Below are 25105 nucleotides of genomic sequence, written 5' to 3' on the forward strand. Positions count from 1 at the left end.
CCCAAAGCCGATGGCCAGCGCCTCTTCGCCTCCCCCCTCGCCCGCCGGATCGCGGCGGAAAAGGGGCTCGACCTGACGAGCATCAAGGGGTCCGGCCCCCATGGCCGGATCGTCAAGGCCGATGTCGAATCCGCAGGCAAACCGTCTGAAGCAGCCGACGCCTCCGCAACCACCGCCGCCGCGCCCGCTTCCAGACCCGCCCCGACCAGCGGCGCATCAGCCGAGGCGGTCATCAGGATGTTCGAGGGCCGCGAAACCGAAGAGGTCAAACTCGACGGCATGCGCAAGACCGTCGCCGCCCGCCTCACCGAGGCCAAGCAGACCATCCCGCATTTCTACCTGCGCCGCTCGGTCCAGCTTGACGCGCTGATGAAATTCCGCGCCCAGCTCAACACCCAGCTGGAGGCGCGCGGCGTCAAGCTTTCGGTCAATGACTTCATCATCAAGGCTTGCGCGCTGGCACTGCAGAAGGTGCCCGATGCCAATGCCGTCTGGGCTGGTGACCGCATCCTGCGGCTGAAACCCTCCGATGTCGCAGTGGCTGTCGCCCTCGAGGGGGGCGGGCTTTTCACCCCGGTGATCAAGGACGCCCACCTGAAAACCCTCTCGGCCCTCTCCGCCGAGATGAAAGACCTCGCCACCCGCGCCCGCAACCGCAAGCTTGCGCCGCATGAATATACCGGCGGCTCATTCGCCATTTCCAACCTCGGCATGTTCGGGATCGAGAATTTTGACGCCGTGATCAACCCGCCGCACGGCTCCATCCTGGCCGTGGGCGCCGGGGCGAAACAGCCGGTGGTGGGTGCCGATGGCGCGCTGACGGTCGCCACGGTCATGTCCATGACCCTCTCGGTCGATCACCGCGTGATCGACGGCGCACTGGGGGCCGAATTCCTGGCCGCGATCATCGAAAATCTGGAAAACCCGCTGGCGATGCTGGCATAAACGGCACGCCTCCTTCATCTTGCCGGAAATACGCCGGGGGGTGAGCCTGGCACCGGCGAGGGGGGGGGCAGCGCCCCCCTTCTCCGCTCTTCAGCCGCCGAGCAACTGATCCATCGACAGCGCCGGCTGGTCGCAGCCCGCCTCCCCCACGATCCGCGCCGGCACACCGGCCACCGTCTTGCACGCCGGCACATCGGACAGAACCACCGACCCCGCCGCGATTCGTGTGCAGCGGCCGATGCGGATATTCCCCAGCACCTTCGCCCCCGCCCCGATCAGTACCCCGTCGCCGATCTTCGGGTGACGGTCGCCATCCTCCTTGCCGGTGCCGCCCAGCGTCACCGAATGCAGCATCGAGACGTTGTCGCCCACCACCGCCGTTTCTCCGATGACAATGGAATGCGCGTGGTCAATCATGATGCCCTTGCCGATCCGCGCCGCCGGGTGGATGTCCACACCAAACGCCTCCGACACCCGCATCTGGATGAACGACGCCATGTCAACCCTTCCGGTGGTCCAAAGCCAGTGTCCCACGCGATACGCCTGCACCGCCTGATAGCCCTTGAAATACAGCACCGGCTGCAGAAACCGATGGCAGGCCGGGTCGCGCTCATGCACGGCAACCAGATCGGCGCGCGCCGCTTCACCCAGCCACGAATCCCGTGTATAGGCCTCGTCGGCAATCTCGCGCAGGATCTGCTCGCTGATCTCTGCTGACGCGAGCTTGACCGCGAAGCGAAACGCCAGCGCGCGTTCCATCGTCGGATGGTGCAAGAGGCTGTTGTGGATAACACCGCCCAGCAACGGCTCGTCCTTGACGGCCTGTCGGGCCTCATCGCGGATCCGCGCCCAGACCGGGTCCAGCGTGGCGAATTTCGGCTTGCGTTCGGGCATGGCGCGCCTCCCTTGCTTTGCGGGGCAAGATAATCGAAATCCCGCGCATTTCCAGCCCGCAAAATCAACCCGCTTGCTTGCCGCAACGCCAGTCCAGCACCGCCTCGATCACCTGCGCAAGCGCCGCCAGATACGCGGGGTCGCCCGGCCCTGGCACTTCCGCCAGCGGATGAGCCAGCGCGCGTTCCATCAACGTGCCGTTGCCCAGCCGGGGATGCACCCGCCCGTGGCACCTCTGAAAGCGCGCCGCCTGCCCGGCCTCATCCAGCAGCCGGTGCATCAGCGCCGCGCGCTGCGCCTCGGGCACTGCCATCAGGGCGCGCGCGGCGGCAGAGACATCGCCCAGCCCGACCTCGGTCATCACCGCCCTCCGCTCATCCATCCACGATGCGTTGTGCGAACAGCCCGGCACCAAAGACAGCCGAAACCTGCGCCACCGACACCGTGAACCCGGCCCCCACCCCGTCACCCAGTTGTGCCGCCGCGGAGTACACCCATTCCGGCGCATTCAGCACTTCCTCGCGCAGGACAGTCCCGCCCGCGCTGATACGCAGCAGGTAGCGCTCGGTCTCTTCGCCCAGCGGCACATCCAGCGCCGACCAGTCATCGCCACCGATCCGCGTGCGCCGCACCCAGCGTATAGACAGATCACCGCCCGCCCCCTCCCGTTCAGCCGTCAGGAACACCGGCGCATAGGGCCGCAGGCCCACCCCCAGAAAGGCCTCCACCCGCGCGGTGTAAAGCAGGTCGTCCAGCGGGCGCACTGCCGGTCCGATCCGGTAGCGCCGTGCCAGCCCGCGCAGGGCCAGCGGCAGGTCGATCTGCGACAGCGCCGCATCCACACGCACCACCGCCGCGCCCGGTGCCCAGGTCTGCGGCATCAGCGCATCGCTGCCGAACTGGCCACGCAACAGCCGCGACAACCGCCAGCGACCCGGCGCAATCAGCTCGGCTTCAGTGAACTGGAACAGCTCCCACTCCGTGCCGGTGCCGATCGCCATCACATTCGCGCCGTTCAGCACCGCCGCTTCGCTGACTGATGCCAGCGTCACCCAGTAGGGCATCGCCACCTCCAGCCCGCCATCGCGTGACCACAGCGCGGGGCGCGTGCGGTGCAGGGGCGTGACGGCCCGGCCAATGGCGGCGCGCGCCGCAATCGTGGTGTTCAGCGCAAAATCGCCGCCCTCAAAGGACGCATCATAGACCGCCACCGCACCGGGCCAGGGCCGGGCGGAAATCGCCAGATGCGGCGCATTCGGCACCTCGTCACCGCGCATCAGCGGCAGGTCCATGAAGAGCGGCGTAACCGGCACCAGCGCCTCATGACGACGCAGCGCCAGCGTGTCATCCGCCGTGTCGCCGCCCCGATACACGCCGGGTTCAATGCGCACGGCCTCGACCTCGCGCGCGCCGGTCAGCTCCATCCGGTCGATCCGGTAGTGCCTTTGCGCGCCCTCATGCTCCAGTGTGACCACGTCGCCGACACCGTAGGGCGATGACGGCGGCAGGCTGAACCGCGCCACATCCCGCGCGATCCGTGCTTCGGCCATCCAGCGTTTGATCGTGCTGCGCGCCTCACCCCCGGTCAGCAGCAAGGGCAGCTCGCTTTGCGACACCTCGCCCGTGCGCTCCTCGGGAAACACCACCTCAGCCGCGCGGATCTCAAAGTCGCCCTCAGCCTCGATGTAATTCAGCCGCACCCGCCCCACCACTTCAGGCTGCGCCGCGCGTACGGTCTCCAGATCCCCGCCATCGCGCGCCACCAGTTCGCCCGGCATCAGTTGCCCCGCCGCCAGCCCGTCGCGCATGCGGAATATCAGTCGCCCGTCACGCTCCAGCGCCTCGAACCCATGCGCCAGCATCAGGGGCTGCAGCGCCGCCCGCCCCGTCTCTGTCGAGGCAACAGAATAGCCGCGCACCAACCCGTAAAGCCCGCTCACATCATAGTCACCAAGCCCTGCCCGCACACAGATCTCGGCCACCACCGCGCCCAGCGGCTGATGCATCGCCCGCCCGGTGATCCAGTGACCCCGCGCCCAGTTCTCACCATCGTTCCACAAGTCCCGGTTACCCGGAAACCACGGGAATGGCCGCGCATCCCAGGCCCAGACATGCGCGCGGTCCCAGTCCAGCATCGGCCCGCCGTAAACCGGCGAGACCGGGTTGTTCGCGGGCTCGGTCCAGTACGCGGCCATCGCACGCAGATATTGCATCTGGATCAGATCATCCCGATAGCCGTTCGAGAAATACGGTATCGCCGATTCCGATGATTTCGGATCAAGGAACTTGTTGGGCTGGTTGGTGCCCTTGTCGATTGCCGCACAGCCCAACTCAGTGAACCAGACAGGTTTTGAGCGCGGCTCCCAATCGGTGGCCTCCAGCGCCCGCTCACCATCACGGCGCTCGAAATGCGGGTTCTCCCACCAGGCGCGCAGATCCTTGTAGCGCCAGATCCAGTCCTCGCCGATCAGGTCATCGGTGATCGGCGTGCGGTCCTGCACGTTGCGCGCATGATCGCTGGTATAGAACCAGTCATACCCCTCACCACCCGCGACATTGGCCTTGAGATAGGCCAGATCATGGATCGACCGCCAGCCACCCTCAGCACTATCCAGATGATCCTCGCCATCGCGCCAATCTGAGAGCGGCATGTAATTGTCGATACCGATGAAATCGACATCCTCGTCGGCCCAGAGCGCGTCCAGATGGAAATAGCGGTTCCCGGCACCGTCCTGATAACCGAAATACTCACTCCAGTCGGCGGCATAGGTCAGCTTCACATCAGGGCCCAGCATCGCGCGCACATCATGCAACAGCGCGATCATCTGCTCCACCGCCGGAAAGCTGTCACCCTCGCCCCGGATCTGGGTCAGCGCCACCATTTCCGAGCCGATACAGAACGCGTCAACGCCCCCCACTGCCACGCATAGCGCTGCCTGATGCAGGATGAAGCGGCGATAGCTCCATTCATCCGGGCCGGAATAGTCAACCGTGCCCTCGCCAATGGTGAAATCCCCCGGCCCCACGGCGCCGAAAAACGCCGCCACCTCGGCCTCAGCCGCCGCACTGCGGTCCGGCGAGCCCTCCCGCCCCGGTGCCACCGACAGCGTGATACGGCCGCGCCAGGGCAAGGGCGGCTGGTCATCCGCTCCGGTCCAGGGGTCGGGCAACCCGTTATCCGCAAGCTGTTCCATCAGGATGAAGGGGTAATAGACCACCTTCTGCCCCGCCGCCTGCATCGCCAAAATCGCCTGCATCACCGAGGTGTCCGAGGGCGTGCCGCCATAAACCGGGTCATCGCCCAGTCGCGCCAGTTCCTGCGCGCCTGCCCGCGCCAGCCCGCTGACCCGCCAGGGCTGATTGGTGCCCTCACGGCCCGAGTATTCCACCTTGGGCCGGACCGCGCAGTCGCCGCAGCGCAGATCATCGCCAAACCAAGAGACAATCAGCAACCCCGACTGCACGCGCGGCAGTTCCTCACCCAGCATGTTCAGCGCAGTCTCGAAATCGGTCAGCCCGGAAGGCGAATTGACATTGGCCTGCCGCGCCTCCCCGGCAGCATCGAAAGCGGGCAGGCCATTCATCGGCGCGGCCCAGCTCTCATCGCCCAGTGCGGGGGCATCCTGCAACAGCACAGGCTCCGTCGCCAAAGCATATTCGCCCGACCCCGGCATCCATGCCACAGCGCGCACCGCATCCTGCAAAGTCAGCGCATCGGGGGCCTGAGCCGCGCGCAACACCTCAAAGGCAAGGCTGGGCAAGCGGTTGCCATAAGGCCCAAGGTCCAGATCCTCGATCACCACATAGGCCGTGCCACGATACGCAGGCGCGCGGCCCACGCCCTCAACCGCCTCAATCTTCGGGTCAACCGCCTGATCATCGGTGCCCCGGTAAAGCCGCAGGTTCAGATCCTCTCGGCTGATCTCCTCGCCGTAAGCCCAGATCCTCCCCAAGCCCGTGATCTCGCCTTCGCACAGCGCAATCGCCACGCTGATCGTATAGCGCGTCTCCTCGGTCACGCGCGGCCCCAGCCCGCCCTTGGTGCGGCGCGAGCGCCCCGGAACCTCCTCAAAGTTCGAGGCCCAGATCACATGCCCCGCCACCCGCATCCGCCCCCAGACACGGGGCAGCGCCACGCCCTCGCCCGCGCCGGTCACCCGCAGCCGCTCGATCCGCCCGTGATCCACCGCGCCCGAGCCCAGCCCCAACACCCGCTGGTCAATCACCCGGCCCAGCGTGGCCCCTACCGCGCGGCCGATCACCATGCCCGACAGACCCAGCACGGCTCCGCCGACATTCGCGCCCACCGCCGCACCCACCGCAGATAAAACCAGCGTCGCCATGTCCCGGCTCCTTTATTCAGATCATCTCGAAACGCGCCACAACGCGGCGCGCCCAGGGCGCGCCCAGCGGGCTTTCAACCACGCCATGGCGCTCATAGGCGTGAATGAACGCGGCCCCGTTTTCCGGCGCACGCGACAGAATCCCCAGATGCTTCGCCACCCGCCGCTCGCGCATGCGAAACAGCAGCACCTGCCCCTCGGTCAGTGGCGCGTCTGATACTTCGCGCATATGCCGCGCCAAAGCCTGCCACAGCAGTTCCTCGCGCTCGATCTCGGACCAGTCCGGCCCATAGGGCGGCGGCACCTCGGGTGCGCTACCATGCCACTCGCACCACAGCCCCCGGATCAGCCCCAGACAATCGCACCCCGCGCCCTTACGCGCTGCCTGATGCCGATACGGTGTGCCGATCCAGCCACGCGCCATCGCAACCAACGCTTCGCCACTCACTGGCGGCTCCCGCCATCATCCCGGCCATCGCCCTTGGGAACGGCCAGCAGCCAGTCATCGCCCGGCACATGCGGAAAACCACGGAAATTCGCCTGATTGGCAAATTTCAACCGGCAGGTTTCGAACCGCTTGTCGCACCCCGCTTCCAGCCGCAGCCGGTCGCCGGGGCGCGGGGCAATCCCGGGCGCCGCCCACAGGATCAGCCGCCGCAGGCCCCCGGCCCGCTCTTCCCGCCGGATAAAACCAACCATCCCCTCGGCGGGACCGTCCAGAACCACCACCCGGCCCTGCGCGAACCAGCCCAGCTCAAAATCCTCCAGCAGGGGAAGATCCAGAACCGCGCCACCCTCCTCCACAGCCAGCAGAGCGGCCTCAACCGAAAACCCCGGCAACGACAGGTTGAACCCGCAAGCGCCATCCCCCAGCACCGCCGGACAGACCGCCCCAAAGACCCGCCCGCCGCCATGCGAAAGCGCTTCAGACAGCCCGCGCAATTCAGCCTTGAACGCGCCGCCCGCCCGCGTGATCTCGCCCAGAGAACCGCGAAACAGCATCCGGCGGTCGGCGGGCGCAGCCCAGTCCACCTCCCAGATCGTCAGCCGCGCGCCGTCATAGCGCCCGGCCAGAATGTCAGCCTCGGTCAGCCCTGCATCACTCAGCGCGCCCGCAGCCTCGGTATTGTCCACCGACAGGCCCGTGGCCTGAACCAGCGCGCGCGCGGTCATCCCGGTGCGGGCGCGGAAATCAATGCCCTCAAAGGCCAGATCGCGGTCATGATCGGTAAAGCCCAGCACCACACCGTCAGCGCGTTCCAGCGCCCAGGCCCGGGCGCGGGTGGTTGTCAGATCGCTCATTCACGCACCTCGATCACCGGAACCTTGGGCACGTCGCCTGCCTGAAAACTGGCGACCGAGACCTGAATGAGGTCGGTATCAAACCGCACCGGCACATCGAATTCGAACCCGGCGGTGACCTCAGCCGCGACCGCAGGCGCATCCTTCAGCGTGATCAGCCCGCTCGCCAGATCAACCTCCCAGGCCAGCCCCTCAGGCTGTTCCGTTCCGCCCACGGCCACGCGCACCGACCCGGCCACCGGCTTGCCGATCATCCGCCGTGTGCCCTGCTCGCCCGAGCGATAGGTCTTGGCCAGCGCAAACACCCTCCCCGCACCATCGCCATAGCCCAGCGACTGATCCAGCGCCGAAACCGCGCGCGATGCCGGGCAGGATTTGTAATCGGCCCAGTCCTTCCAGCGAAACCCGTGCAGCATGCCCTGCCGCGCCTCGAAAAACGCGATCAGCGCCTCGACATCGTCCAGCGAGCGCAGCCCCAGCCCGGCATCATAACGCCTGCGCGACTGTGACCACGGCGTGTTGCGTTCTTCATGGCCATTGGCCAGCGTCACAATCTCGGTGCGCCGCTCCGGCCCGCCAAGCGAGCCGAAGCTCAGATTGGCGGGAAATCTTACATCGTGAAAGGCCATCTGCTCACCCGTTCCTCTGTCCCTGCGCCAGAAGGCGGCTCATCTGCGCAGCAATCTGGCTCTGGCTGCGCTGGAACCCGGCCACGTCCGGCGTGGTGATGTTGAAAACCACGTTCACCGCCCGCCCGCCGCCCGCCGTGCGCACGCCCAGCCGCCCATCGGCACCCCGCGCCAGCGGCATGATCGCCTCTGGCCCGGCCTCGCCCATCAACCCGGTGCCGCCGCGCATGGGAAAGGCCACCGGGCCGGACACCACGCCGCCCTGCGCGAAGGGCATCAGCCTTCCCTGCGCAAAGCTGCCCCCCTGCGCAAACGGCAACAGCCCGGACATCGCCCCGCCGATCATCGAAGCCAGCGCCCCGCCCGCCGCGCCCTGCACCGGGCGCATGGCGGTCGCATAAACCGCGTCACTGATCGACTTGCCGATCTGGCGCATCGCATCCGACAGGCGCAGCCCGTCAAACACCACGCCGTCAAAGGCGCGGCGCAGCCCGCTGCCCAAGGACCGCGACAGCCCGTCAACCTCGCGACTGGTGAAGACCAGATTGCGCCCCATCGCACCGAGCTCAGAGTCGAAGGCCGAGATCATGTCGGTCGTCATGCCCAGCCGCGCCTCCAGCTGTGCCAGCTGCGCGCTCAGATCGTCCAGATTTGCCATCGCTCATCCCCTGTCCCTGTTTTCCCGGGCGGTCCGGAAACCGCGCAAGCAGGCTTTCCAGCCGCGCCCGGGTAAAGGCCGGGGCGGTATTCTCGCGCCCCAGCATGATCATCAGCTCCACCGGCGTCAGCGCCCAGAACTGCGCAGGCGTCAGCCGCAGGCCGTGCAGCCCGGCGCGCATCAGGCCCGGCCAGTCCAGCCCCCGCGCCTCTGACCCCGGCGCGCGGCTCATGCACCGCCCTCCGGCAAGGCGAATGCCCGCGCCAACAGCTGTGCCGCCGCCTGCGCCGCCGCCACCGGCCCGCCGCCGATCTCGGCGGTCAGCAGCGCCTCGGCCCCGCCCTGCCAGCCGCCTCCCCGCAGCCCGGCCAGTATCAACGCCAGCACATCGCGGGTGGAAAAGCGCCCGGCCTCGAACCGCTCCACCAGCGCCACAAGGCTGTCTGCGCCCAGCGCCGTTTCCAGCTCCGCCAGCGCGCCCAGGGTCAACTTCAGCCTGCGCCGTTCCCCGTCGATCACCAGCGCAACCTCGCCCGCATAGGGGTTGGCCATCATTCGCCTTCCTCGGGGTCGGTCAGTTCGGGATCGGTCAGTTCGGTGTCAGGGTCAGGCTCCCCCGGCTGATCCCCGCCATCACCCTCATAATCCTCAGGCTCCTCGCCCGGCACCGCCATCGCCACGAACACCAGCGCCCCGGCCGAGGCCAGCGACAGCTCATACGTCGCCTCACCGTTGTGCGAGCCCGCATATTCGACCGAGGTAATCTGGAACGGCCCCTCGACCGTGCCGAAATGCGGGATGATCACCTGAAACTGCGGCACCTCGCCGTTGAAGAACACCGCCCGTGCCCGCTCATCCGTCGCCGCATCCCGGAACACGCCCGAGCCCGAAATCGCCGCCGATTTCACCCCCGCCCCGGCCAGCAACTCTCGCCAGCCGCCCTGACTGTTCAGGCTCGTCACATCCACCGTCTCGGCGTTGAAACTGATCCGCGTGGCCCGCAGTCCCGCGATGGTTTCGAACTGACCATTGCCGGTCATGTCCATCTTGATCAAAAGATCCTTGCCGCTCTGAACAGCCATGCTGCCACTCCTGTTGCTTGAAATTCCGGCCCTCAGGCCTGGCCCTCGATACGCGCGCGAAACCGCAGGTCGATCCGGCGCACCGCGCCCCCCTCGACACGGCGCGCCTGCGCCTGATGAAACCACAGGTCCACCAGCCGCCCCTCGGACAGCGCCAGATCAGCGCCGGGCAGAATAAGGCCGATCCGCCCGGCAATCTCCTTGGCATGCTGGAAGCCGGGGGCATCACTGAGCACAGAAACGGTAAACCGATGCTCCGCCCCCGGCCCCGATACGTCCGAGCGGTCAATCACCTCTTCCGCGCCCAGCACCACATAATTGCCCGAAGGGGTGCCCGGTGCGGGCGCGTCATGGATGCCGCCATCCACCAGCGCCAGCAGCGGAGCGTCAGACACCAGATGCTGGTAAACCGCCGCCTGCAGGGCAGCCGCGCTCATATAGCTCATGCCGGAACCTCCTCACGCGCATGACAGATCAGAAAAGCCCCTGCCGCATCGGCCTCGCTGACCGTCAGAATGCGGAATATCCGCGCGCCTTGCCGCAAGCGCTGATCGGGGCGCGGGCGCTGCGGGCTACCCTGCGGCGCGGCGCGCAGAAAGACGCGGAACAACATGCTGCCCTCCGGCCCAATCTCGCCACGCCGCTCCCGCCCGGCACCAGGGCGCAGCTCAGCCCAAAGCGTGCCCAGCGCCTGCCAGTCCAGCGTATGGCCCCCGGCACCATCGGGCAGCACAACCGCCTCTTCCAGCACCATCGGCCGGTTCAACCGATAGCCGCTCATACCCGGTAGCCCCCGGCAGTGACCCGAAGCGCCGACCAGCGGCTGATCAGCGCCGCCACCGATACCGGCAGCTCAGCCCCCGCCCCGGTCCGGCCTTCGTAATAATGCGCGGCCAGCAGGAAAACGGCCTGCGCCAGATCATCGGGCACCGCATCCCAGCTTGCGCCGAAGCCTGCGGTGAAATCGACCTCTGCCTGCCCGCCCTGCGGAATAGTGGGCAGAACCGCGCCGGTCGCCGCAATGCGCGGGCGGTGACGGTCCACCACCAGCCGCCAGCGCCCCGGCGCCACCACGCTCACGTCACCCGTGCCTTTGCGGATCGCCAGCGCCTCAACCGCGCTGACCGGCGCCACCGGCAACGCCTGCGTATCGGGCCAACGCCACTGGGCCAACACCATGCGGAAACTGCGCGAAAGCAACACCTTGCCAGTCCGCCCTTCGATCACCGCGATGGCGGCGCGCAGATAACCCGCCAACGCGCCATCGCTGCTGACCTCATCGGCAAAGCCGGTTCCCAGCCGCAGATGGGCGCGAAAGCCCGCGATCGGCAGCGCGCTTTCCGGCACCCCGCTGGTTTCGGTCACATCCATTCACAATCCTCCTCAACCGCCGCAAACCGGCGCAGGCGCCCCCACATCGCTCGCAAGGAGCAGGGAGCAGCCGGACGATACAGGGCAGGGCAAAGCCCCACGCGCCTGCGCCACCCTCAGGCCGGGGCCAACCCGGCCCCGGCCCGATTCCTCAGCTCATTGCGAACTTCAGAAGCTTGATCGCCTTGAAATCGGTGACATCGCCGCCCACCCGCTTGGTGGCGTAGAACAGCACATGCGGTTTGGCGCTGAACGGGTCGCGCAGCACACGCAGATCAGGGCGTTCGGCAATGGTATAGCCCGCGCGGAAGTCGCCAAAGGCGATGGCATGGGCGTCTGCCGCGATATCGGGCATGTCCTCGGCAATCAGCACCGGATAGCCCATCAGCCGCGCAGGCTCCCCCGCCGCCAGACCGTCCGACCACAGGAAGCGGCCGTCATTGTCCTTCATCTTGCGCACCGCACCGGCGGTTTTCGAATTCATCACGAAAACCGCATTGGCGCGGTAGCCGGCTTCCAGCGCATAGACAAGATCCACGATCGAATCCGCCGGATGGGTGGTTGCGAAATCACCCGCGCCGCCGGTGGCGATATAGCCCAGCTCGCCCCATTCGGCGTCCGCATCCGGCTCGATGTCATGGTCCAGAAAGCCACGCGGCTTGTCATCGCCATCACCGCTGATAAAGGCCGCGGCCTCGGCACGGGCGAATTTCTGCGCGATGCGGTCGGCCAGCCAGCCCTCCACATCAAAAGCGCTGTCCTCCAGCAGGCGCTGGCTTGCCTTCGGCATGGCCGACAGCTCATGCAGCCTGATCGAGATACGGTCGATCACCGGCGCGGCGGTGCCGGTCGTATCGGTGGTCTCATCCGCCCAGCCGGTGCCGATCTCGCCATGATCCACCAGCACATCAAAGCTGCCCGCCTCCACCTGCACAACACTGGCAATCGCCCGGATCGAGGCCGAGGAATGCAGCACGCCCTGAATGCGCTCGCTGGTCTGCGGATCGACCAGATAGCCACCTTCCGAATTGACAGCCGTGTTCAGGCCCTTGCCCTCCAGCACCAGGCCGCGCAGCGCATCATCGTCGCCTGAGCGCAGATAGGCATCAAAGGCCTTCAGATGCAGCCCGTCGACGGCCTCGCCGGTTGACAGCGCAGGGCGGGTGGTCTTGGTCGAAAATTTGCGGTCCAGCATGGTCAGTCGCTCATCCTGTTGCTTCAGATTTCTCGTAACGTCGGCACGAAAGTTCTTGATCTCACTCACAAAACCATCAATCGCTGCCTTCAGGTGTCGCGCCTCGCCAACCGGCTCCTGCACCACCCCCAACTCCTGGCCGCAGCCGGGAAGCTCCTTTGTCATCGCTCCATCCTCACATGGTTGCACCCGTCGCACGGCCCCCCAAAAGGGCGAGCCGCCTCCCGCCGCGCCAGCAATGCCGCCGCGTGGTTTTCTTTATTTTCAGTACGTTAAAGCGCGATGCTCAGCCCCGCAGCGCCGCCCGCGCAGCCTCAAGCCCGCGCGCAAGATCGGCAAGCAGGCCATCCTCGGGTGCCGCGCCCTTGGCAGCAATCCGCGCCACCGGCAGCATCGGGAATGTCACCAGCGACACTTCCCACAGCTCCAGTTCAAGCAACCGGCGCCCGCCGCCTGCCAGCTTTTCGGCCCGCAAGGTGCGATAGCCGATCGACAGCCCGTCAACCGCGCCCGCCACCAACAACGCCGCCGCCTCGCGCCCCTTCGCAACCTCGGTGAGCAACCGGCCCTTGACGAACAATCCCCGGCTGTCTTCGCGCACCTCGTCCCACAGGCCGATCGGCTGCGCCGGGTCATGCTGCCACAGCATCCGCACCCGGCCACCACCGGCGCGAAGCCGCTCCAGCGACGCGGCATAGGCACCGGGCATGACCACATCGCCACCCTGATCGCGCAACCCGAAAACCGAGGCATAGCCAGACACCGCCGCCCCTTCGGTCACAACCAGCCCGGGCCGGTAATCCTTGGTTTCCAACCCTGTCATCCGCTTACCCTCCGTTCTGCACCGCCATCAGTGCCAGCGCCGCATGCGCCAGAACTGCGGCTGCAACCCCGTAAACCGCCAGCCACAACCGCTTTTCCAGCCGCTCCAGCGCCGCCTCAATCCGGCCCAGCCGGTATTCCAGCCCGGCACGGCGCTCTTCATCCACCCGCTCCTGCGCTTCGATCCGCGCCTGAGCCAGATCGAAACTGTCATAGAGAAAGCGCGACCCGCCCGTCGCGCGCCGCGCCGGCGCGCTCATTCACCCTCCGGCAAACGCGGCAGGCCCAGCAGCGCGCGCTTCTCGGCATCGCTCAGAAACGCGGCCTCCGAGACGCGCCGCCACTGCTGGTCCCGCTCGGCGGCCAGCGCTGGCACCTGGTCCAGATCGGGCCTGAGGTCCAGCACCTCCCCGGCATGGCCAGACAGCCAATGCGCCAGTGCGGCGGTTACCTTGGCCGCCAAGGGCAGCACCGTCAGCCGGTAAAAAGCGCGGTTGGCCTCCTGATAATTCGCATAGGTCGCGTCGCCCGGAATGCCCAGCAGCATCGGCGGCACCCCAAAGGCGATGGCAATCTCGCGCGCGGCGGCTTCCTTGGTCTTGTGAAACTCCATATCCGAGGGGGAAAAACCCATCGGCTTCCAGTCCAGCCCGCCTTCCAGCAACATCGGCCGCCCGGCATTGCGCGCGCCCTGATGGTGGTTTTCCATTTCGGCCTGCAGGCGCTCGAACTGATCGGGCGTCAGTTGCGACTGCCCGTCAGCGCCCTTGTAAATGATCGCCCCGGACGGCCGCGCCGCATTGTCCAGCAGCGCCTTGGACCAGCGGCTGGCGCTGTTATGCACGTCAATGGCCGTGGCCGCCGCTTCCAGCGGGGACAGGCCATAATGGTCGTCGGCAGGGTGATAGGCGCGGATATGGCAGATCGGCGCGCTCAGCGCGTCGGTGCCCATGCTGAACCGATGCTTGCGCCCGCCCACCGCATAGTCATAGGCCGCAGGCCAGCCATCGGGGCCGGGCACCACGCTGATCCGGTCCGAACGCAGCACATGCAGCTCAACGGGCAGCGCGCCCGGGGCGGCATCCGCAGGCTGAACCGCCTCCAGATAGGCATTGCCTGACAACAGTATCTGGGCAAAAACCGCCTCCAGAAATTCCGCCTTGCCCTGCACCGGGTTCGGGCGGCGGATCAGATTCAGCACGGGATGCTGATCAAATCGCCGCTCGCAATCCTGCAAGACAAGCGGCAGCGCCGCCGCCGCCTCCGAAACCAGCCGCACCACGCGAAACCCCATCGGGTTGCCCAGAAATCCCGCCCGCGTCAGCGAAACCGTATCGCGCGCCGTCCAGCTCACCCGGTTGACCGCACGCAACGCCGCCACCCGGCCCGTGCCGCCCGCTGTCAAAGGCCCGGCCATCAACGGCCCCACCGCCGAGGCTTTTTCCTCAACCAACGAACCGCCTGTTTTTCGAAACAAATCAAACATCTGCATAGCCTCCTTGACACGGCGCCCCGGTTTCGCGGCCAGACACCCCGGCTCATGAGGACAGGTTATCGCCCACAGATGTTGACATCTCCCAAGTCCACCGCGCGCTCCTCCGCCGCCAGACGCAACACCACACCACATGACTTCATTTTCTGTCTGAAAATATCCTCGGGGGGAGCCGCCGAAGGCGGCGTGGGGGGCAGACAGCCCCCCTTCTGCCCCCGCCAACCCATGCTACAGCACCCGCATACGCGGACGCCGCCAACGCGCGGCGGGTTCCAGCATCGCCTCATGCAGCGCCCAGACCAGCGCATCCACCCGGTCCGGGCTGCCGGTGCCGCGAAAGCCCTGCGCGGTCATCTGCGCCATCTGCTCTTCCAGCGCCACCAGCCCGGGCAGATGCTTCACCCGCCCCTGCTCGTAAAGCGCCGCCACCGGCTCGGCCCGCGCCACCTTGCCGCGCGCGGCGCGCACCTGTTTGACGGGCACCAGCGGGTCAACCTGCCGCAACACGCTGGTCACAAGATCACCCCCCTGATTGACCTCAGCCACAAGCTGCTCTGCCCCGTGCCGCTCCATGGCGTCCAGCGCGGCGCGCGCCCAGTCCGAGGGGCTTGGCGCCCGGACCGAGGCATCTTCCAGCACATAGGCCCGCCAGTCCTGCACCGGCCCCTCAGTCACCGCCCCCACCACCACAATCCCGCACAGGTCAGACCCGGCATGGCCCGTCACCGCCGGGTCCACCGCCACCACCACACGGCTGAAGGCGGGCGCGGTGGCCACCCGCGCGGCCTCGATCAGCGCCAGTGGAAACAGCGTGCCCTCGGCATCCTCCAGCAACACACCCTCCAGTTCCTGCCGCCCCAGCCGGGTGCCGCCATAGCGCGCCTCGATCTCCTCCAGGAACGAGACCGCCAGCCACGCCCGGTTCGCACTGGTCGGCGCCTGCGTAACCACCGTTGACGGCATGCCCAGTATCCCCTTCAGCGTCGCCTGCGCGCGCGGCGTGGTGGTGACCAGCTGTTGCGGATGGTCCCCCAGCCTGAGCGCGAACTGCAGCATGTCCCAGACCTCATCGGCCTTCTTCCACTTGCCCAGCTCATCCGCCCAGGCCAGATCGAACTGCGGCCCCCGCAGCGCCTCGGGCTCCTGTGCCGAGATCGCATAGGCCACCGCACCATTGGGCCAGACCAGCCGCCGCCGCGTCGCCTCCCATTTCGGGCGGCGGTCAGGCGGGGAGCAGGCCATGATCCCGCTGTCGCCGAAAATCATCACCTCGCGCACCTGATCGAATGTCTCGCCCACCAGCGCCACGCGCGCCGCGCGGCCCGCATCACGCGGGCCGTCGCCTTCCACCATGGCGCGCACCCATTCGGCCCCGGCGCGGGTTTTCCCCGCGCCACGCCCGCCCATGCACACCCATGTTTTCCATGATTTTCCGACGCTTGCAGGCGGAAGTTGATGCGGCATTGCCCAGAATTCGAACAGCCATGGCAGCGCCAGCAGCGCCGCCTCACTCAGCCCCTCCAGAAATTCCTCCCTCACCTGCGCTGGCGCGCAGGCGATCCATTCGGCGTCTGATTTCGGCCCTTGCTGCGCCAAGGTCCAGCTCTCCGGCGCCGGTGGCACCTGCCGTTTCAAACCGCTGTAATTTCGACCGCTCACTGAATACCGCCTCCAATGCTTTGCGCAACGAGGCCACCGTCCCGCCCAGCTCTTTCGCCGCGCCGAACTTGCCTGCCTCGATATCGGTGATCACCATCCGCAGCACCTTGGACGTTTCGCCCAGATGCCATTCCGCCACCGAAACGATGTCCGGTGCCGCAACCTCCCCCTGACGGGGATTGTCTTTTGTCATGAAGTCAGTCCGCTGCCCTGCCGCCCCACGCGCGCAAAAAGGAAAAGCGGCAACGGGTTTCCCCGTGCCGCTTGCCCAATTCTTCCAGCATGCCCGAAGTGATACCTCAGAACGTGCGCAAAGTCAATCCGATCGCGCCTAGGTTGCGTCTCTGAAATCGTTCAAATGCCACAGACAGCGCGAAGATCGCCTCACAACCTATTGATTCTGCTGTGATTCAATCTGCCGCCAGCGGGCCACGTTGCTGTTGTGATCCGCCAGATTGGTGGCAAAGGCATGCCCACCCGTGCCGTCGGCCACGAAATACAGATAGGGCGTGTAATCCGGGTTCAGCGCCGCTTCGATACTGGCGCGGCCCGGGTTGGCAATCGGTGTGGGTGGCAGCCCGTCAATGCGATAGGTGTTGTAAGGCGTCGTCGCATCCAGCTCCGAGCGCCGCAGCCCACGGCCCAGCACACCCTGCCCCATGGTGATACCGTAAATCACCGTCGGGTCGGTCTGCAGCCGCATCGGCGCGCGCAGACGGTTGACGAATACACTCGCCACCTGTCGCCGCTCCTCGGGCTGCCCGGTTTCCTTCTCCACGATCGAGGCCAGGATCAGCGCCTCCTCGGGCGAAGAAAGCGGCAGCCCCTCTGCCCGGCTTTCCCATGCCGCCGCCAGAATCGCCGCCTGACGCGCCTGCATCTCTGCTACCAGCCCCGCCCGGTCAGCACCGCGCCGCATCTCATAGCTCTCCGTGGCCAGCGAACCCTCCTCGGGAACCTCCGGCAACTCCCCTTGCAGAAATTCCGCCCGGCTCAGCGCATCCCAGACCTGCCAGCTTGTCGCGCCCTCAGCCACGGTGATGCGGAAGCGGGTATCGGTCTGTCCGGCCACGCGGGTGTATTCCTCAGGGAATTCCTCGGTCTCGATCGGCAGGCTGGCCAGTTCGGCAAAGCGGCTTGTCGCCGGGTCCAGTTCCCGCACCAGATACTCGGCCCGCGTCACACCGATGCGCAACTGCACCTCGGTCCCGCAGGTCGAGGCCCCGCCGCGCGTGAGGATATCCAGTATCTCGTCCATCGAGGTCCCGGGCCCCACCAGATAGGCCCCGAACCGCAACTGACTGTCGCGCTCGGTATATTGCGCGCCCACCCGGAACACCGTACCGCTGGAAACCGCGCCCTGCTCTTCCAGCGAACGCGTCACCACCCGCAAGGTCGCGCCCGGCTCCACCCGCAGACAGATCGCCTGCTCCAGTGGACCCTCGGCATAAAACGCGCGCTGCCCCATCGCCATAAGCCCGGCCAGCACGATCAGACCGACAATCAGCAGCGTCATGGCATTGGCAGCGATATGGCGAAACATCAGTCGCGCACCTTGCCGATGATCAGGCTGGCATTGGTCCCGCCAAAGCCGAACGAATTCGACAGCGTGACATCAATCTTGCGGTGGCGTGCGGCATTGGGCGCCAGATCAAGTCGGGGTGTAACGGCCGGATTGTCCAGATTTATCGTGGGCGGCGCAACCTGATCGCGAATCGCCAGCATACAGAAAATCGCCTCAACCGCGCCCGCCGCACCCAGAAGGTGCCCGATGGCTGATTTGGTCGATGACATGGTGGCGGTGTCTGCGGCATCGCCCAGAAGCCGCTCCACCGCGCCCAGTTCGATCGTGTCCGCCATCGTGCTCGTGCCATGAGCGTTGATATAGTCGATCTGATCCGACGTCATTCCCGCCCGCTTCAGCGCCGCCGACATCGAGCGAAAGGCGCCGTCGCCATCTTCTGACGGGGCGGTGATGTGCCAGGCATCGCCCGACATGCCGTAACCCAGCACCTCGGCATAGATTTTCGCGCCGCGCGCCTTGGCGTGCTCGTATTCCTCCAGCACCACCACGCCCGCACCCTCGCCCATCACAAACCCGTCGCGATCAGTGTCATAGGGGCGGCTGGCCTTGGTGGGGTCATCGGCACGCTTGGTGGACAGTGCCTTGCAGGCATTGAACCCGGCAATGCCGATTTCCGAAATCGGGCTTTCCGCACCACCTGCCACCATCACATCGGCATCCCCCCACTGGATCAGCCGCGCGGCATCGCCAATGGCGTGCGCGCCGGTGGAGCAGGCCGTGACCACGGCATGGTTCGGCCCCTTGAACCCGTAGCGAATGCTCACCTGCCCAGAGATCAGGTTGATCAGCGCACCGGGAATGAAGAAGGGCGAAACCCGCTTCGGCCCGCGTTCCCTGATCAGCACGGCGGTTTCGGCAATCGTTGACAAACCGCCGATGCCCGAGCCGATCATGACGCCGGTACGGCAGCGGCTTTCCTCGTCCTGCGGGGTCCAGCCGGCATCTTCCACCGCCTGCTGCGCGGCGGCCATGCCGTAAAGGATGAAATCATCGACCTTGCGCCGCTCTTTCGGCTCCATCCACTGATCGGCGTTGAACGTGCCGTCGCTGCCATCCCCCATCGGGATTTCGCAGGCATAGGTCGTCACCACATTGGAGGCGTCGAATCGGGTGATCGGCCCGGCACCTGATTGCCCGGCAAGCAGCCGCGTCCAGGTCGCCTCAACCCCGCAGGCCAAAGGCGTCACCATTCCCAGTCCCGTCACCACAACTCGGCGCATCGCATTTCCTCCGAAAATCGCGTCTGATGCCTGATACACAAGCTTGCCCGGCTGGGAAAGCCCGGCTGAGCGCAGATGCGCGGCCCCGCGCCGCCCTATGCCATGACAATAATCTGCACATCCGCCACATTGGTCCCCGTACCGCCGGTCATCAGCAGATCTCCCGCCAGCGCCAGCGCCCGGTTCGAATCGTTGTTGTCCAGAAGCGCGCGCCAGTCACCGCCCGCCGCCGCGATACGCCCCAGCGTGCCGCCATCGGTCATGCCGCCTGCCGCCCCGGTAGGCCCGTCGCGCCCGTCCGTGCCCCCCGAAAGGAACACCCAGGGGCGCTGAACCCCTTTCATACCCGCCGCCACCCTGAGCGCCAGTTCCTGATTGCGCCCCCCCGCACCGTCGCCGTGCAGGGTCACGGTGGTCTCGCCGCCGCAAAAGGCCAGCACCCGCCCCGGCCCGACTGCCCGCATCCGCGCCACCAGCGCATCGGCGGCTTGCGCCACGTCGCCGCACAAAGCGCTGTTCCAAACTTTCCCCCCGGATTCCCGCACCATCGCCGCCACCGACATCGCGTTCGATCCGATCAGCCGGTTGTCCGCGCCGGGAAGCGCTTCCGCCACCTCCGCCCGCTCCAGCGCCGCCCGCACCGCCCCGGGCAAGCGCGCCCACAGGCCCCGCGCCGCCAGCATGGCGCGCACTTCGGCGCGCGGCGCAATCGGCGCCACCGTCGGGCCCGAGGCAATGACCCGCAGATCATCACCGATCACATCCGACAGAATCAGCGCCACCACCCGCGCCGGTGCCGCCGCGCGCAACAATCCGCCACCCTTGATCCGCGACAGATGCTGGCGCACACTGTTCATCGCGGTGATGTCCATCCCCGCACCCAGCATCACCCGGCTTGCCTCCGCCTTGTCCTCCAGCGACACCCCTTCCACCGGCGCGGGCAACAAGGCCGATCCCCCGCCCGAAATCAGCGCCAGAACCACATCCCCCGCGCCCGCCCGCGCCAGCATTCCCTCCACCGCCTCAGCCGCACGCAGCCCGCCCGCGTCCGGCACCGGATGGCCCGCCACATGCACCTCCGCCCCGGCCAGGGGGGCGGCGTTTTCCGCATTGGTCACCACCAGCGCGCCCGCCACCCGCGCGCCCAGCACCTCCAGCGCCGCCCCGGCCATCGACCGCGCGGCCTTGCCGACCGCCACCAGCCAGATCCGCTCACCAGCCACCGGCGCCCCGGCCAGTGCGCAGCGCACCGCCACTGCCGGGTCTGCCGCTGCCACTGCCACATCGAACAGCGCCCGCGCCTCGCCCCGCATGGAATCAATCATGAAAACCCCCGCCGCATCCGTCCGCTGCATCCCTCACTCTCTGGCACAATTCGCCCACCGCTGCTAGAACGCCGGGATGACGCGCGGCGCGGGCCCCTTCATCTTGCCGGAAATACGCGCCGGGGGTGAATGGCCGCAGGCCAGAGGGGGCTGGCAAGCCCCCTGCCCGGCCGGTCCGCAAACGCAACGAACGGATTTCCGCCGCCACAGGCAGCGCCAGCAAGAAGGAAAAGCAGACCATGTTCGATCTGACCGGCAAATGCGCCCTGATCACCGGCGCCTCGGGCGGGATTGGCGCGGCGATCGCGCGCGCGCTACATGGCGCGGGGGCGGTGGTGGCGCTTTCGGGCACACGCGAAGCCCCCCTTCAGGAACTCGCCGCTGAGCTGGGCGCGCGCAGCCATGTCCTGCCCTGCAACCTCTCCGATCCGCAAGCCGTGGAGGCCCTGCCCAAGGACGCGCTCAAAGCCATGGGCGCGCTGGATATTCTGGTCAACAACGCCGGAATCACCCGCGACAACCTCTTCATGCGGATGTCCGATGACGAATGGCAATCGGTGCTTGACGTCAACCTGACCGCGACCATGCGCCTTTGCCGGGGCGTGATGCGGCCGATGATGAAGGCGCGCTGGGGGCGGATCGTGAATATCTCCTCCATCGTCGCGGCCACCGGCAATCCGGGACAGGTGAATTACGCAGCGTCAAAAGCCGGGATGATCGGGCTGACCAAATCGCTTGCCGCCGAAGTCGCCTCGCGCGGGATCACCGCCAACGCCGTCTCGCCGGGTTTCATCGCCACTGCCATGACCGACAAGCTCACCGATGAGCAGAAAGCACGCATCAACGCCCAGATCCCCGCCGCGCGCATGGGCACCCCTGAAGAGATCGCGGCGGCGGTGCTTTATCTGGCGTCACCGGAAGCCGCCTATGTCACCGGTGCGACCTTGCATGTGAACGGCGGAATGGCCATGATCTAGGCACGGCCGGGCACAGCGAAAGCGTTTGCCAAGGCGCGCGACTGTGCTATAGGCGGCGCTGATTGAGCCGGGACCTGCCCGCGCTGATCAGGCCCTGCGCCCAGGCGACGCACGGCCTTCACCGCTTGCAAGAGCGAATACGATCATCTGGGCGGGCACCGCCGAAGATAAACGAGGGAAGAACATGAGCGACATCGCAGATCGCGTTAAGAAGATTGTCGTCGAGCACCTTGGCGTCGAAGAAGACAAGATCACCGAGAACGCCTCGTTCATCGACGATCTGGGCGCCGACAGCCTTGACACCGTGGAACTGGTCATGGCGTTCGAAGAGGAATTCGGCATCGAAATCCCCGACGACGCCGCCGAGAACATCCAGACCTTCGGCGACGCGGTCAAGTTTATCACCGAAGCTGCCTGATTGCTTTCCGGCACCGCGCCGCGTGGCCCTTGTGGTTGCGCGGCGCGGCGCTTTCGTTTCGGGTCGCGCCCCGGTCCGGGCATGGTTCACCCCCGGCGCAGGTACGCGGCAGCCCCGGCACTTTCCGGTGCAGCCTGATAGTGCCCCTGACGGACACAGCCGGATCGGCAGGCTATCGCCATCCCGTTTCCAGCGCCGTGACCCATGATCCCCGTATGATACCCCCCTTTCCCCTGTCGTCAGACCCGCCACCGCCCGGAGCCCCGGCGCAGGCCCGGCCCCCTGATGACCACCCCGTTGATGACCGCTCAGCTAGTGTCGATCCGCCAGATGCGCGCCCTTCAGACCCACAGCCAGACCCACTGCGAGGGGGCAGGCAAGCGGCTCCTCCGCCGCCCGAACCGGACAGCCCGCCCCCCCCTGACAAGAAAATCCGTTTCAAGGACCGCGCCACGCTTTTCGGCCTCAACCTGCTGATGTGGCTTCCCTATGAGCGGCGGGTGCGGCTGGCCGGATGGGTCGGGCGCACGATCATGACGCGCAGCTCCAGCATCCGCCCCCGCATCCGCGCGGCAGTGCTGCACCTCTTTCCTGACCTGCCAGAGGCCGAGGTGGCACGCATCTGCACCAGCGTACCGGAAAATCTTGCGCGTTCGGCCGTCGAGCTTGTCTCAGGGCAGGATTTCTACGCCCATGCCGCGCAGACCCCCATTTCCGGCCCGGGCTGGGACGCGCTGCAGGAGGCGCGGCGCGCGGGTCGCCCGGCACTGCTGCTCATCGCGCATTTCGGCAATTTCGGTGCGGTGGGTGCGGCCCTCAAGGCACGCGGCTTTCGCGTGGGCGCCTTTTACAACCCGCTGCCTGACCCCGCGACCAACCGCTTTTATACGCAATCCCTGTCCCTTCTGTCAGACCCGCTGTTTCCGTCGGGGCGCGAGGGGGTGGCAAAGATGCTGCGGCACCTGCGCGGCGGCGGCATGGTGGCGATCAGCAATGATCTTGACCGCCCGCATGGCGTGATGCTGGATTTTCTGGGCAAACCGGCGCGCACCGTCCTGTCGATGGCCGAAATGGCGCTGAAATACGATGCGCTGCTGGTGCCGGTCTATGGAATCCGCCGCGAGGACGGGCTGCATTTCGATATTACCATCGACACGCCCGTGCCCCATGGTGACCCGGCAGAGATGACTCAGGTGCTCAATGACAGCCTTGGGCGGATGGTGACATTGCACAAGGAACAATGGCTCTGGTGGCACCGCCGCTGGAAAGACGGCCACCCCGCCGATGCCGAAGAAAACGAGGGCTGAGCGTATGACCACAGCCACCGGCCCCAGCACCAAGCACCGGCTGGAGAACCTTGCCGCACGGCTGGTCATCACCCCCATGCTCGCGCTGCCCTATCCGGCGCGCATCCGCACCTTCGGCTGGGTCGCGCAGCATGTGCTTGGCCCGGTCTCGGGCGTGAAAAAGCGCATCCGCGCCAATCTGGCCCATGTCTTCCCCGACATGCCGGCACCGGAGGTGGAGCGTATGTGCGGCGCGGTCATCAACAACGTGGCCCGTGCCTTCATCGAGATGTTTTCGGGCGCCGAATTCGTCCACCGTATGGCCGATACCCCGCTTGAAGGGCCGGGCGTTGCCGCGCTGGACGCGGCGCATGCCGAGGGCCGCCCGGTGGTGCTGGTCTCCGGCCACATAGGCAATTACGATGTCGCCCGCATTACGCTCCGCGCGCGCGGCTTCAATGTCGGCGGGCTGTATGCGCCGATGCGCAACCCGCTGATCAACCGCCGCTATGTCACCGCGATTGAAAGCGCCGGAAAACCGATGTTCCCGCGCGGACGTGAAGGAATGGCGGGAATGCTGCGCTTCCTGCGCGGCGGCGGCATGCTGGGGCTGGTGATCGACCAGTATATGGAACACGGGGTGCCGCTGGATTTTCTGGGCAAACCCGCGCCGACAGCCCTGTCAGCGGCGGAAATTGCGCTGAAATACAACGCGGTCGTGGTGCCCGGCTACGCCATCCGCCAGCCGGACGGCCTTTCCTTCCGCGTCCATCTTGAAGCGCCCGTGCCGCATACCGATGCCGTGACCATGACACAGGTGCTCAATGACAGCCTCAGTGAACAGGTGCGCGCGCATATGGATCAATGGTTCTGGCTGCACCAGCGCTGGTTCAAGCGCTGAGCCTGCCCCAGATCCCGCGCGCCACCCGTCAGCGCAACCGCGCGGCGGCCACGATCTCGCCCTGCCCGGGTTCCTGCAGAATCACCACCGCCGGTTCCTCACCCTCCATCTGCACCGACAGGCGCAGTGGCGCGCGCATGTCCCAGGTACCGATCATTTCCCAGCTGGTGACGATGTTGAAATACTGCGCCTGCCGCCCGGCATTCTCACCTTCAAGGATCTCGATATGCGCGGCGGGCATATAGCGCACCAGTTGCAGGCTCAGCGGTTGCTGCCGCGACTCGTCTTCGGTGGCAAGGGCACCCAGCATCGCCGGGGCAGCAGGCCCCATCCCGCGCGATGACAGCAGCAGCGGCGGCGCGCCTCCCTCCAGCATCTGGGCGCTGATCTCCAGCACATCCTCGCCCGGACGCTCGATCGACAGATCAATCCGCCCCGCCCGCGACCGTCTGGCGGCGATCAGGTCCATGACCTGCATCACCCGGAAGCCTTCGATGATATCCACGCCGTTGACCACCACCTGCGGCGTATAGATCGTGGAATGGCCATGACGGCGGGCATAGCGCTTCTGGCGCTCGGCATGTTCAGGATCGGCGAATATGTCGGCCCAGCCGATGTAATCCCAGTAATCGACATGCAGCGCCAGCGCGATGACATCTTCGCGCATGGCAAGCTCTGCCATCATCGCATCGGCGGGCGGACAGGCGGCACAGCCCTGCGAGGTGTAAAGCTCCAGCACGACCTGACTGGCGAAATCCTCGGTCGGCAGCGACAGCTGCGCCTGCGCCGCGCCCGGCAGCAACGGCACGGCCAGCAGGGCCAGCATACCGGCACCTGCCATGGCAGAGCATGTCTCTTGCCAGACCTGTCGCAATGCCTGCGCCATCGCGCTCGGATTCATGTCGCCTCTCCTGTAACCCTGTCTTACATGGCAGCCAAATGAACCCGCTGGCAAGCCATCGCAAGGGACAAAACCCCGGCCTACACCGGCTTGTTACCCT

At 66.7% G+C, this 25105-nt stretch carries 27 protein-coding genes and 1 pseudogene; 5 read left to right on the plus strand and 23 right to left on the minus strand.

The window, feature by feature from the left end; translation table 11 throughout:
• A partial coding sequence (locus tag V7Q53_RS15190; RefSeq protein ID WP_333829485.1) for a 2-oxo acid dehydrogenase subunit E2 occupies window positions 1-945 on the plus strand: 945 nt, incomplete at its 5' end.
• Between the two features lie 90 nt (window positions 946-1035).
• Here V7Q53_RS15190 and cysE read toward each other — a convergent pair.
• The 22 genes and pseudogenes from cysE to V7Q53_RS15300 all read right to left on the minus strand — a co-directional run bounded on the left by cysE (window position 1036) and on the right by V7Q53_RS15300 (window position 20522).
• A complete protein-coding gene (cysE, locus tag V7Q53_RS15195; RefSeq protein WP_333829487.1) occupies window positions 1036-1839 on the minus strand; it encodes a serine O-acetyltransferase in 804 nt (267 codons plus the stop codon).
• A gap of 64 nt (window positions 1840-1903) precedes the next feature.
• Window positions 1904-2200: a DUF7742 family protein gene (locus tag V7Q53_RS15200; protein WP_333829488.1), complete on the minus strand. Its 297-nt coding sequence runs from the start codon at window positions 2198-2200 to the stop codon at window positions 1904-1906.
• Window positions 2201-2213: 13 nt separating this feature from the next.
• Window positions 2214-6182, minus strand: a complete 3969-nt coding sequence (locus V7Q53_RS15205) for a baseplate multidomain protein megatron (protein ID WP_333829490.1) — start codon at window positions 6180-6182, stop codon at window positions 2214-2216.
• 16 nt (window positions 6183-6198) lie between these two features.
• The gene (locus tag V7Q53_RS15210; RefSeq protein WP_333829535.1) at window positions 6199-6606 is read right to left on the minus strand and encodes a peptidase; all 408 of its coding nucleotides are present in this window, start codon (window positions 6604-6606) and stop codon (window positions 6199-6201) included.
• Between the two features lie 20 nt (window positions 6607-6626).
• Window positions 6627-7484: a DUF2163 domain-containing protein gene (locus V7Q53_RS15215; protein WP_333829491.1), complete on the minus strand. Its 858-nt coding sequence runs from the start codon at window positions 7482-7484 to the stop codon at window positions 6627-6629.
• Window positions 7481-8113, minus strand: coding sequence for a DUF2460 domain-containing protein (locus tag V7Q53_RS15220; protein ID WP_333829492.1), 633 nt, complete (start codon window positions 8111-8113; stop codon window positions 7481-7483). Before V7Q53_RS15220 ends, V7Q53_RS15215 begins: the two co-directional genes overlap by 4 nt.
• A 4-nt stretch (window positions 8114-8117) precedes the next feature.
• On the minus strand, window positions 8118-8771 hold the full coding sequence (locus V7Q53_RS15225) for a phage tail tape measure protein (protein ID WP_333829493.1): 654 nt from the start codon (window positions 8769-8771) through the stop codon (window positions 8118-8120).
• On the minus strand, window positions 8680-9003 hold the full coding sequence (locus V7Q53_RS15230) for a rcc01693 family protein (RefSeq protein WP_333829494.1): 324 nt from the start codon (window positions 9001-9003) through the stop codon (window positions 8680-8682). The genes V7Q53_RS15225 and V7Q53_RS15230 overlap by 92 nt, the downstream gene beginning before the upstream one ends.
• Window positions 9000-9323 carry a gene transfer agent family protein gene (locus V7Q53_RS15235; RefSeq protein ID WP_333829537.1) on the minus strand — a complete coding sequence of 108 codons (324 nt, stop codon included), beginning with the start codon at window positions 9321-9323 and terminating at the stop codon, window positions 9000-9002. The genes V7Q53_RS15230 and V7Q53_RS15235 overlap by 4 nt, the downstream gene beginning before the upstream one ends.
• 119 nt (window positions 9324-9442) lie before the next feature.
• A pseudogene (locus V7Q53_RS15240) lies at window positions 9443-9853 on the minus strand (phage major tail protein, TP901-1 family); the annotation flags it as partial.
• Window positions 9854-9885: 32 nt separating this feature from the next.
• Window positions 9886-10299, minus strand: coding sequence for a DUF3168 domain-containing protein (locus V7Q53_RS15245; protein ID WP_333829495.1), 414 nt, complete (start codon window positions 10297-10299; stop codon window positions 9886-9888).
• Window positions 10296-10634, minus strand: coding sequence for a head-tail adaptor protein (locus tag V7Q53_RS15250; RefSeq protein WP_333829496.1), 339 nt, complete (start codon window positions 10632-10634; stop codon window positions 10296-10298). The genes V7Q53_RS15245 and V7Q53_RS15250 overlap by 4 nt, the downstream gene beginning before the upstream one ends.
• Window positions 10631-11224 (minus strand): head-tail connector protein, encoded by a 594-nt coding sequence (locus V7Q53_RS15255; RefSeq protein ID WP_333829497.1) that lies wholly within the window; start codon window positions 11222-11224, stop codon window positions 10631-10633. Before V7Q53_RS15255 ends, V7Q53_RS15250 begins: the two co-directional genes overlap by 4 nt.
• Window positions 11225-11375: 151 nt before the next feature.
• Window positions 11376-12584: a phage major capsid protein gene (locus tag V7Q53_RS15260; RefSeq protein ID WP_333829499.1), complete on the minus strand. Its 1209-nt coding sequence runs from the start codon at window positions 12582-12584 to the stop codon at window positions 11376-11378.
• Between the two features lie 121 nt (window positions 12585-12705).
• Window positions 12706-13242: an HK97 family phage prohead protease gene (locus V7Q53_RS15265; RefSeq protein ID WP_333829501.1), complete on the minus strand. Its 537-nt coding sequence runs from the start codon at window positions 13240-13242 to the stop codon at window positions 12706-12708.
• A 4-nt stretch (window positions 13243-13246) separates the two neighbouring features.
• Window positions 13247-13501 (minus strand): GTA head formation protein, RCAP_rcc01685 family, encoded by a 255-nt coding sequence (locus tag V7Q53_RS15270; RefSeq protein ID WP_333829503.1) that lies wholly within the window; start codon window positions 13499-13501, stop codon window positions 13247-13249.
• Entirely contained in the window at window positions 13498-14727 is a 1230-nt protein-coding gene (locus V7Q53_RS15275; RefSeq protein WP_333829505.1) for a phage portal protein, read from the minus strand. Before V7Q53_RS15275 ends, V7Q53_RS15270 begins: the two co-directional genes overlap by 4 nt.
• 234 nt (window positions 14728-14961) lie before the next feature.
• Window positions 14962-16329 (minus strand): DNA-packaging protein, encoded by a 1368-nt coding sequence (locus V7Q53_RS15280; RefSeq protein WP_333829507.1) that lies wholly within the window; start codon window positions 16327-16329, stop codon window positions 14962-14964.
• Entirely contained in the window at window positions 16241-16585 is a 345-nt protein-coding gene (locus tag V7Q53_RS15285; protein WP_333829509.1) for a hypothetical protein, read from the minus strand. The genes V7Q53_RS15280 and V7Q53_RS15285 overlap by 89 nt, the downstream gene beginning before the upstream one ends.
• A 198-nt stretch (window positions 16586-16783) precedes the next feature.
• Window positions 16784-17935, minus strand: a complete 1152-nt coding sequence (mltG, locus tag V7Q53_RS15290; RefSeq protein ID WP_333829511.1) for an endolytic transglycosylase MltG — start codon at window positions 17933-17935, stop codon at window positions 16784-16786.
• Window positions 17935-19197, minus strand: a complete 1263-nt coding sequence (gene fabF / locus V7Q53_RS15295) for a beta-ketoacyl-ACP synthase II (protein ID WP_333829512.1) — start codon at window positions 19195-19197, stop codon at window positions 17935-17937. The genes mltG and fabF overlap by 1 nt, the downstream gene beginning before the upstream one ends.
• A 95-nt stretch (window positions 19198-19292) precedes the next feature.
• A complete protein-coding gene (locus V7Q53_RS15300; RefSeq protein WP_333829513.1) occupies window positions 19293-20522 on the minus strand; it encodes a glycerate kinase type-2 family protein in 1230 nt (409 codons plus the stop codon).
• 239 nt (window positions 20523-20761) lie between these two features.
• On the opposite strand from V7Q53_RS15300, the gene fabG reads away from it, so the two are divergent.
• The 4 genes from fabG to V7Q53_RS15320 all read left to right on the plus strand — a co-directional run bounded on the left by fabG (window position 20762) and on the right by V7Q53_RS15320 (window position 24104).
• Window positions 20762-21499 (plus strand): 3-oxoacyl-[acyl-carrier-protein] reductase, encoded by a 738-nt coding sequence (gene fabG / locus V7Q53_RS15305; protein WP_333829515.1) that lies wholly within the window; start codon window positions 20762-20764, stop codon window positions 21497-21499.
• Between the two features lie 184 nt (window positions 21500-21683).
• Window positions 21684-21917 (plus strand): acyl carrier protein, encoded by a 234-nt coding sequence (locus V7Q53_RS15310; protein ID WP_228664950.1) that lies wholly within the window; start codon window positions 21684-21686, stop codon window positions 21915-21917.
• Between the two features lie 215 nt (window positions 21918-22132).
• Window positions 22133-23224, plus strand: coding sequence for a lysophospholipid acyltransferase family protein (locus V7Q53_RS15315; RefSeq protein ID WP_333829516.1), 1092 nt, complete (start codon window positions 22133-22135; stop codon window positions 23222-23224).
• Window positions 23225-23228: 4 nt separating this feature from the next.
• Complete coding sequence (locus V7Q53_RS15320; RefSeq protein ID WP_333829517.1) at window positions 23229-24104, plus strand: lysophospholipid acyltransferase family protein; 876 nt, start codon at window positions 23229-23231, stop codon at window positions 24102-24104.
• A 28-nt stretch (window positions 24105-24132) separates the two neighbouring features.
• On the opposite strand, the gene V7Q53_RS15325 is transcribed toward V7Q53_RS15320, so the two are convergent.
• Window positions 24133-25005 carry a DUF1223 domain-containing protein gene (locus V7Q53_RS15325; protein WP_333829518.1) on the minus strand — a complete coding sequence of 291 codons (873 nt, stop codon included), beginning with the start codon at window positions 25003-25005 and terminating at the stop codon, window positions 24133-24135.
• Window positions 25006-25105 lie beyond the last annotated feature (100 nt).

Origin of the sequence: Pararhodobacter sp., from assembly GCF_036802785.1 — a bacterium.
Taxonomy (GTDB): Bacteria; Pseudomonadota; Alphaproteobacteria; order Rhodobacterales; family Rhodobacteraceae; genus Pararhodobacter.

Excerpts from the sequence above, each read along its gene's own strand:
- V7Q53_RS15265 (WP_333829501.1), bottom strand. The coding sequence starts at position 13,242 with ATGACAGGGTTGGAAACCAAGGATTACCGGCCCGGGCTGGTTGTGACC.
- V7Q53_RS15230 (WP_333829494.1), bottom strand. The coding sequence starts at position 9,003 with ATGAGCCGCGCGCCGGGGTCAGAGGCGCGGGGGCTGGACTGGCCGGGC.
- cysE (WP_333829487.1), bottom strand. The coding sequence starts at position 1,839 with ATGCCCGAACGCAAGCCGAAATTCGCCACGCTGGACCCGGTCTGGGCG.
- V7Q53_RS15200 (WP_333829488.1), bottom strand. The coding sequence starts at position 2,200 with ATGACCGAGGTCGGGCTGGGCGATGTCTCTGCCGCCGCGCGCGCCCTG.
- V7Q53_RS15220 (WP_333829492.1), bottom strand. The coding sequence starts at position 8,113 with ATGGCCTTTCACGATGTAAGATTTCCCGCCAATCTGAGCTTCGGCTCG.
- V7Q53_RS15210 (WP_333829535.1), bottom strand. The coding sequence starts at position 6,606 with ATGGCGCGTGGCTGGATCGGCACACCGTATCGGCATCAGGCAGCGCGT.
- V7Q53_RS15325 (WP_333829518.1), bottom strand. The coding sequence starts at position 25,005 with ATGAATCCGAGCGCGATGGCGCAGGCATTGCGACAGGTCTGGCAAGAG.
- V7Q53_RS15215 (WP_333829491.1), bottom strand. The coding sequence starts at position 7,484 with ATGAGCGATCTGACAACCACCCGCGCCCGGGCCTGGGCGCTGGAACGC.
- mltG (WP_333829511.1), bottom strand. The coding sequence starts at position 17,935 with ATGTTTCGCCATATCGCTGCCAATGCCATGACGCTGCTGATTGTCGGT.
- V7Q53_RS15205 (WP_333829490.1), bottom strand. The coding sequence starts at position 6,182 with ATGGCGACGCTGGTTTTATCTGCGGTGGGTGCGGCGGTGGGCGCGAAT.
- fabF (WP_333829512.1), bottom strand. The coding sequence starts at position 19,197 with ATGCGCCGAGTTGTGGTGACGGGACTGGGAATGGTGACGCCTTTGGCC.
- V7Q53_RS15255 (WP_333829497.1), bottom strand. The coding sequence starts at position 11,224 with ATGGATGTGACCGAAACCAGCGGGGTGCCGGAAAGCGCGCTGCCGATC.
- V7Q53_RS15270 (WP_333829503.1), bottom strand. The coding sequence starts at position 13,501 with ATGAGCGCGCCGGCGCGGCGCGCGACGGGCGGGTCGCGCTTTCTCTAT.
- V7Q53_RS15310 (WP_228664950.1), top strand. The coding sequence starts at position 21,684 with ATGAGCGACATCGCAGATCGCGTTAAGAAGATTGTCGTCGAGCACCTT.
- V7Q53_RS15250 (WP_333829496.1), bottom strand. The coding sequence starts at position 10,634 with ATGAGCGGCTATCGGTTGAACCGGCCGATGGTGCTGGAAGAGGCGGTT.
- V7Q53_RS15275 (WP_333829505.1), bottom strand. The coding sequence starts at position 14,727 with ATGTTTGATTTGTTTCGAAAAACAGGCGGTTCGTTGGTTGAGGAAAAA.
- V7Q53_RS15315 (WP_333829516.1), top strand. The coding sequence starts at position 22,133 with ATGATACCCCCCTTTCCCCTGTCGTCAGACCCGCCACCGCCCGGAGCC.
- V7Q53_RS15235 (WP_333829537.1), bottom strand. The coding sequence starts at position 9,323 with ATGGCCAACCCCTATGCGGGCGAGGTTGCGCTGGTGATCGACGGGGAA.
- V7Q53_RS15300 (WP_333829513.1), bottom strand. The coding sequence starts at position 20,522 with ATGATTGATTCCATGCGGGGCGAGGCGCGGGCGCTGTTCGATGTGGCA.
- V7Q53_RS15285 (WP_333829509.1), bottom strand. The coding sequence starts at position 16,585 with ATGACAAAAGACAATCCCCGTCAGGGGGAGGTTGCGGCACCGGACATC.
- V7Q53_RS15320 (WP_333829517.1), top strand. The coding sequence starts at position 23,229 with ATGACCACAGCCACCGGCCCCAGCACCAAGCACCGGCTGGAGAACCTT.
- V7Q53_RS15245 (WP_333829495.1), bottom strand. The coding sequence starts at position 10,299 with ATGAGCTATATGAGCGCGGCTGCCCTGCAGGCGGCGGTTTACCAGCAT.
- V7Q53_RS15260 (WP_333829499.1), bottom strand. The coding sequence starts at position 12,584 with ATGACAAAGGAGCTTCCCGGCTGCGGCCAGGAGTTGGGGGTGGTGCAG.
- fabG (WP_333829515.1), top strand. The coding sequence starts at position 20,762 with ATGTTCGATCTGACCGGCAAATGCGCCCTGATCACCGGCGCCTCGGGC.
- V7Q53_RS15225 (WP_333829493.1), bottom strand. The coding sequence starts at position 8,771 with ATGGCAAATCTGGACGATCTGAGCGCGCAGCTGGCACAGCTGGAGGCG.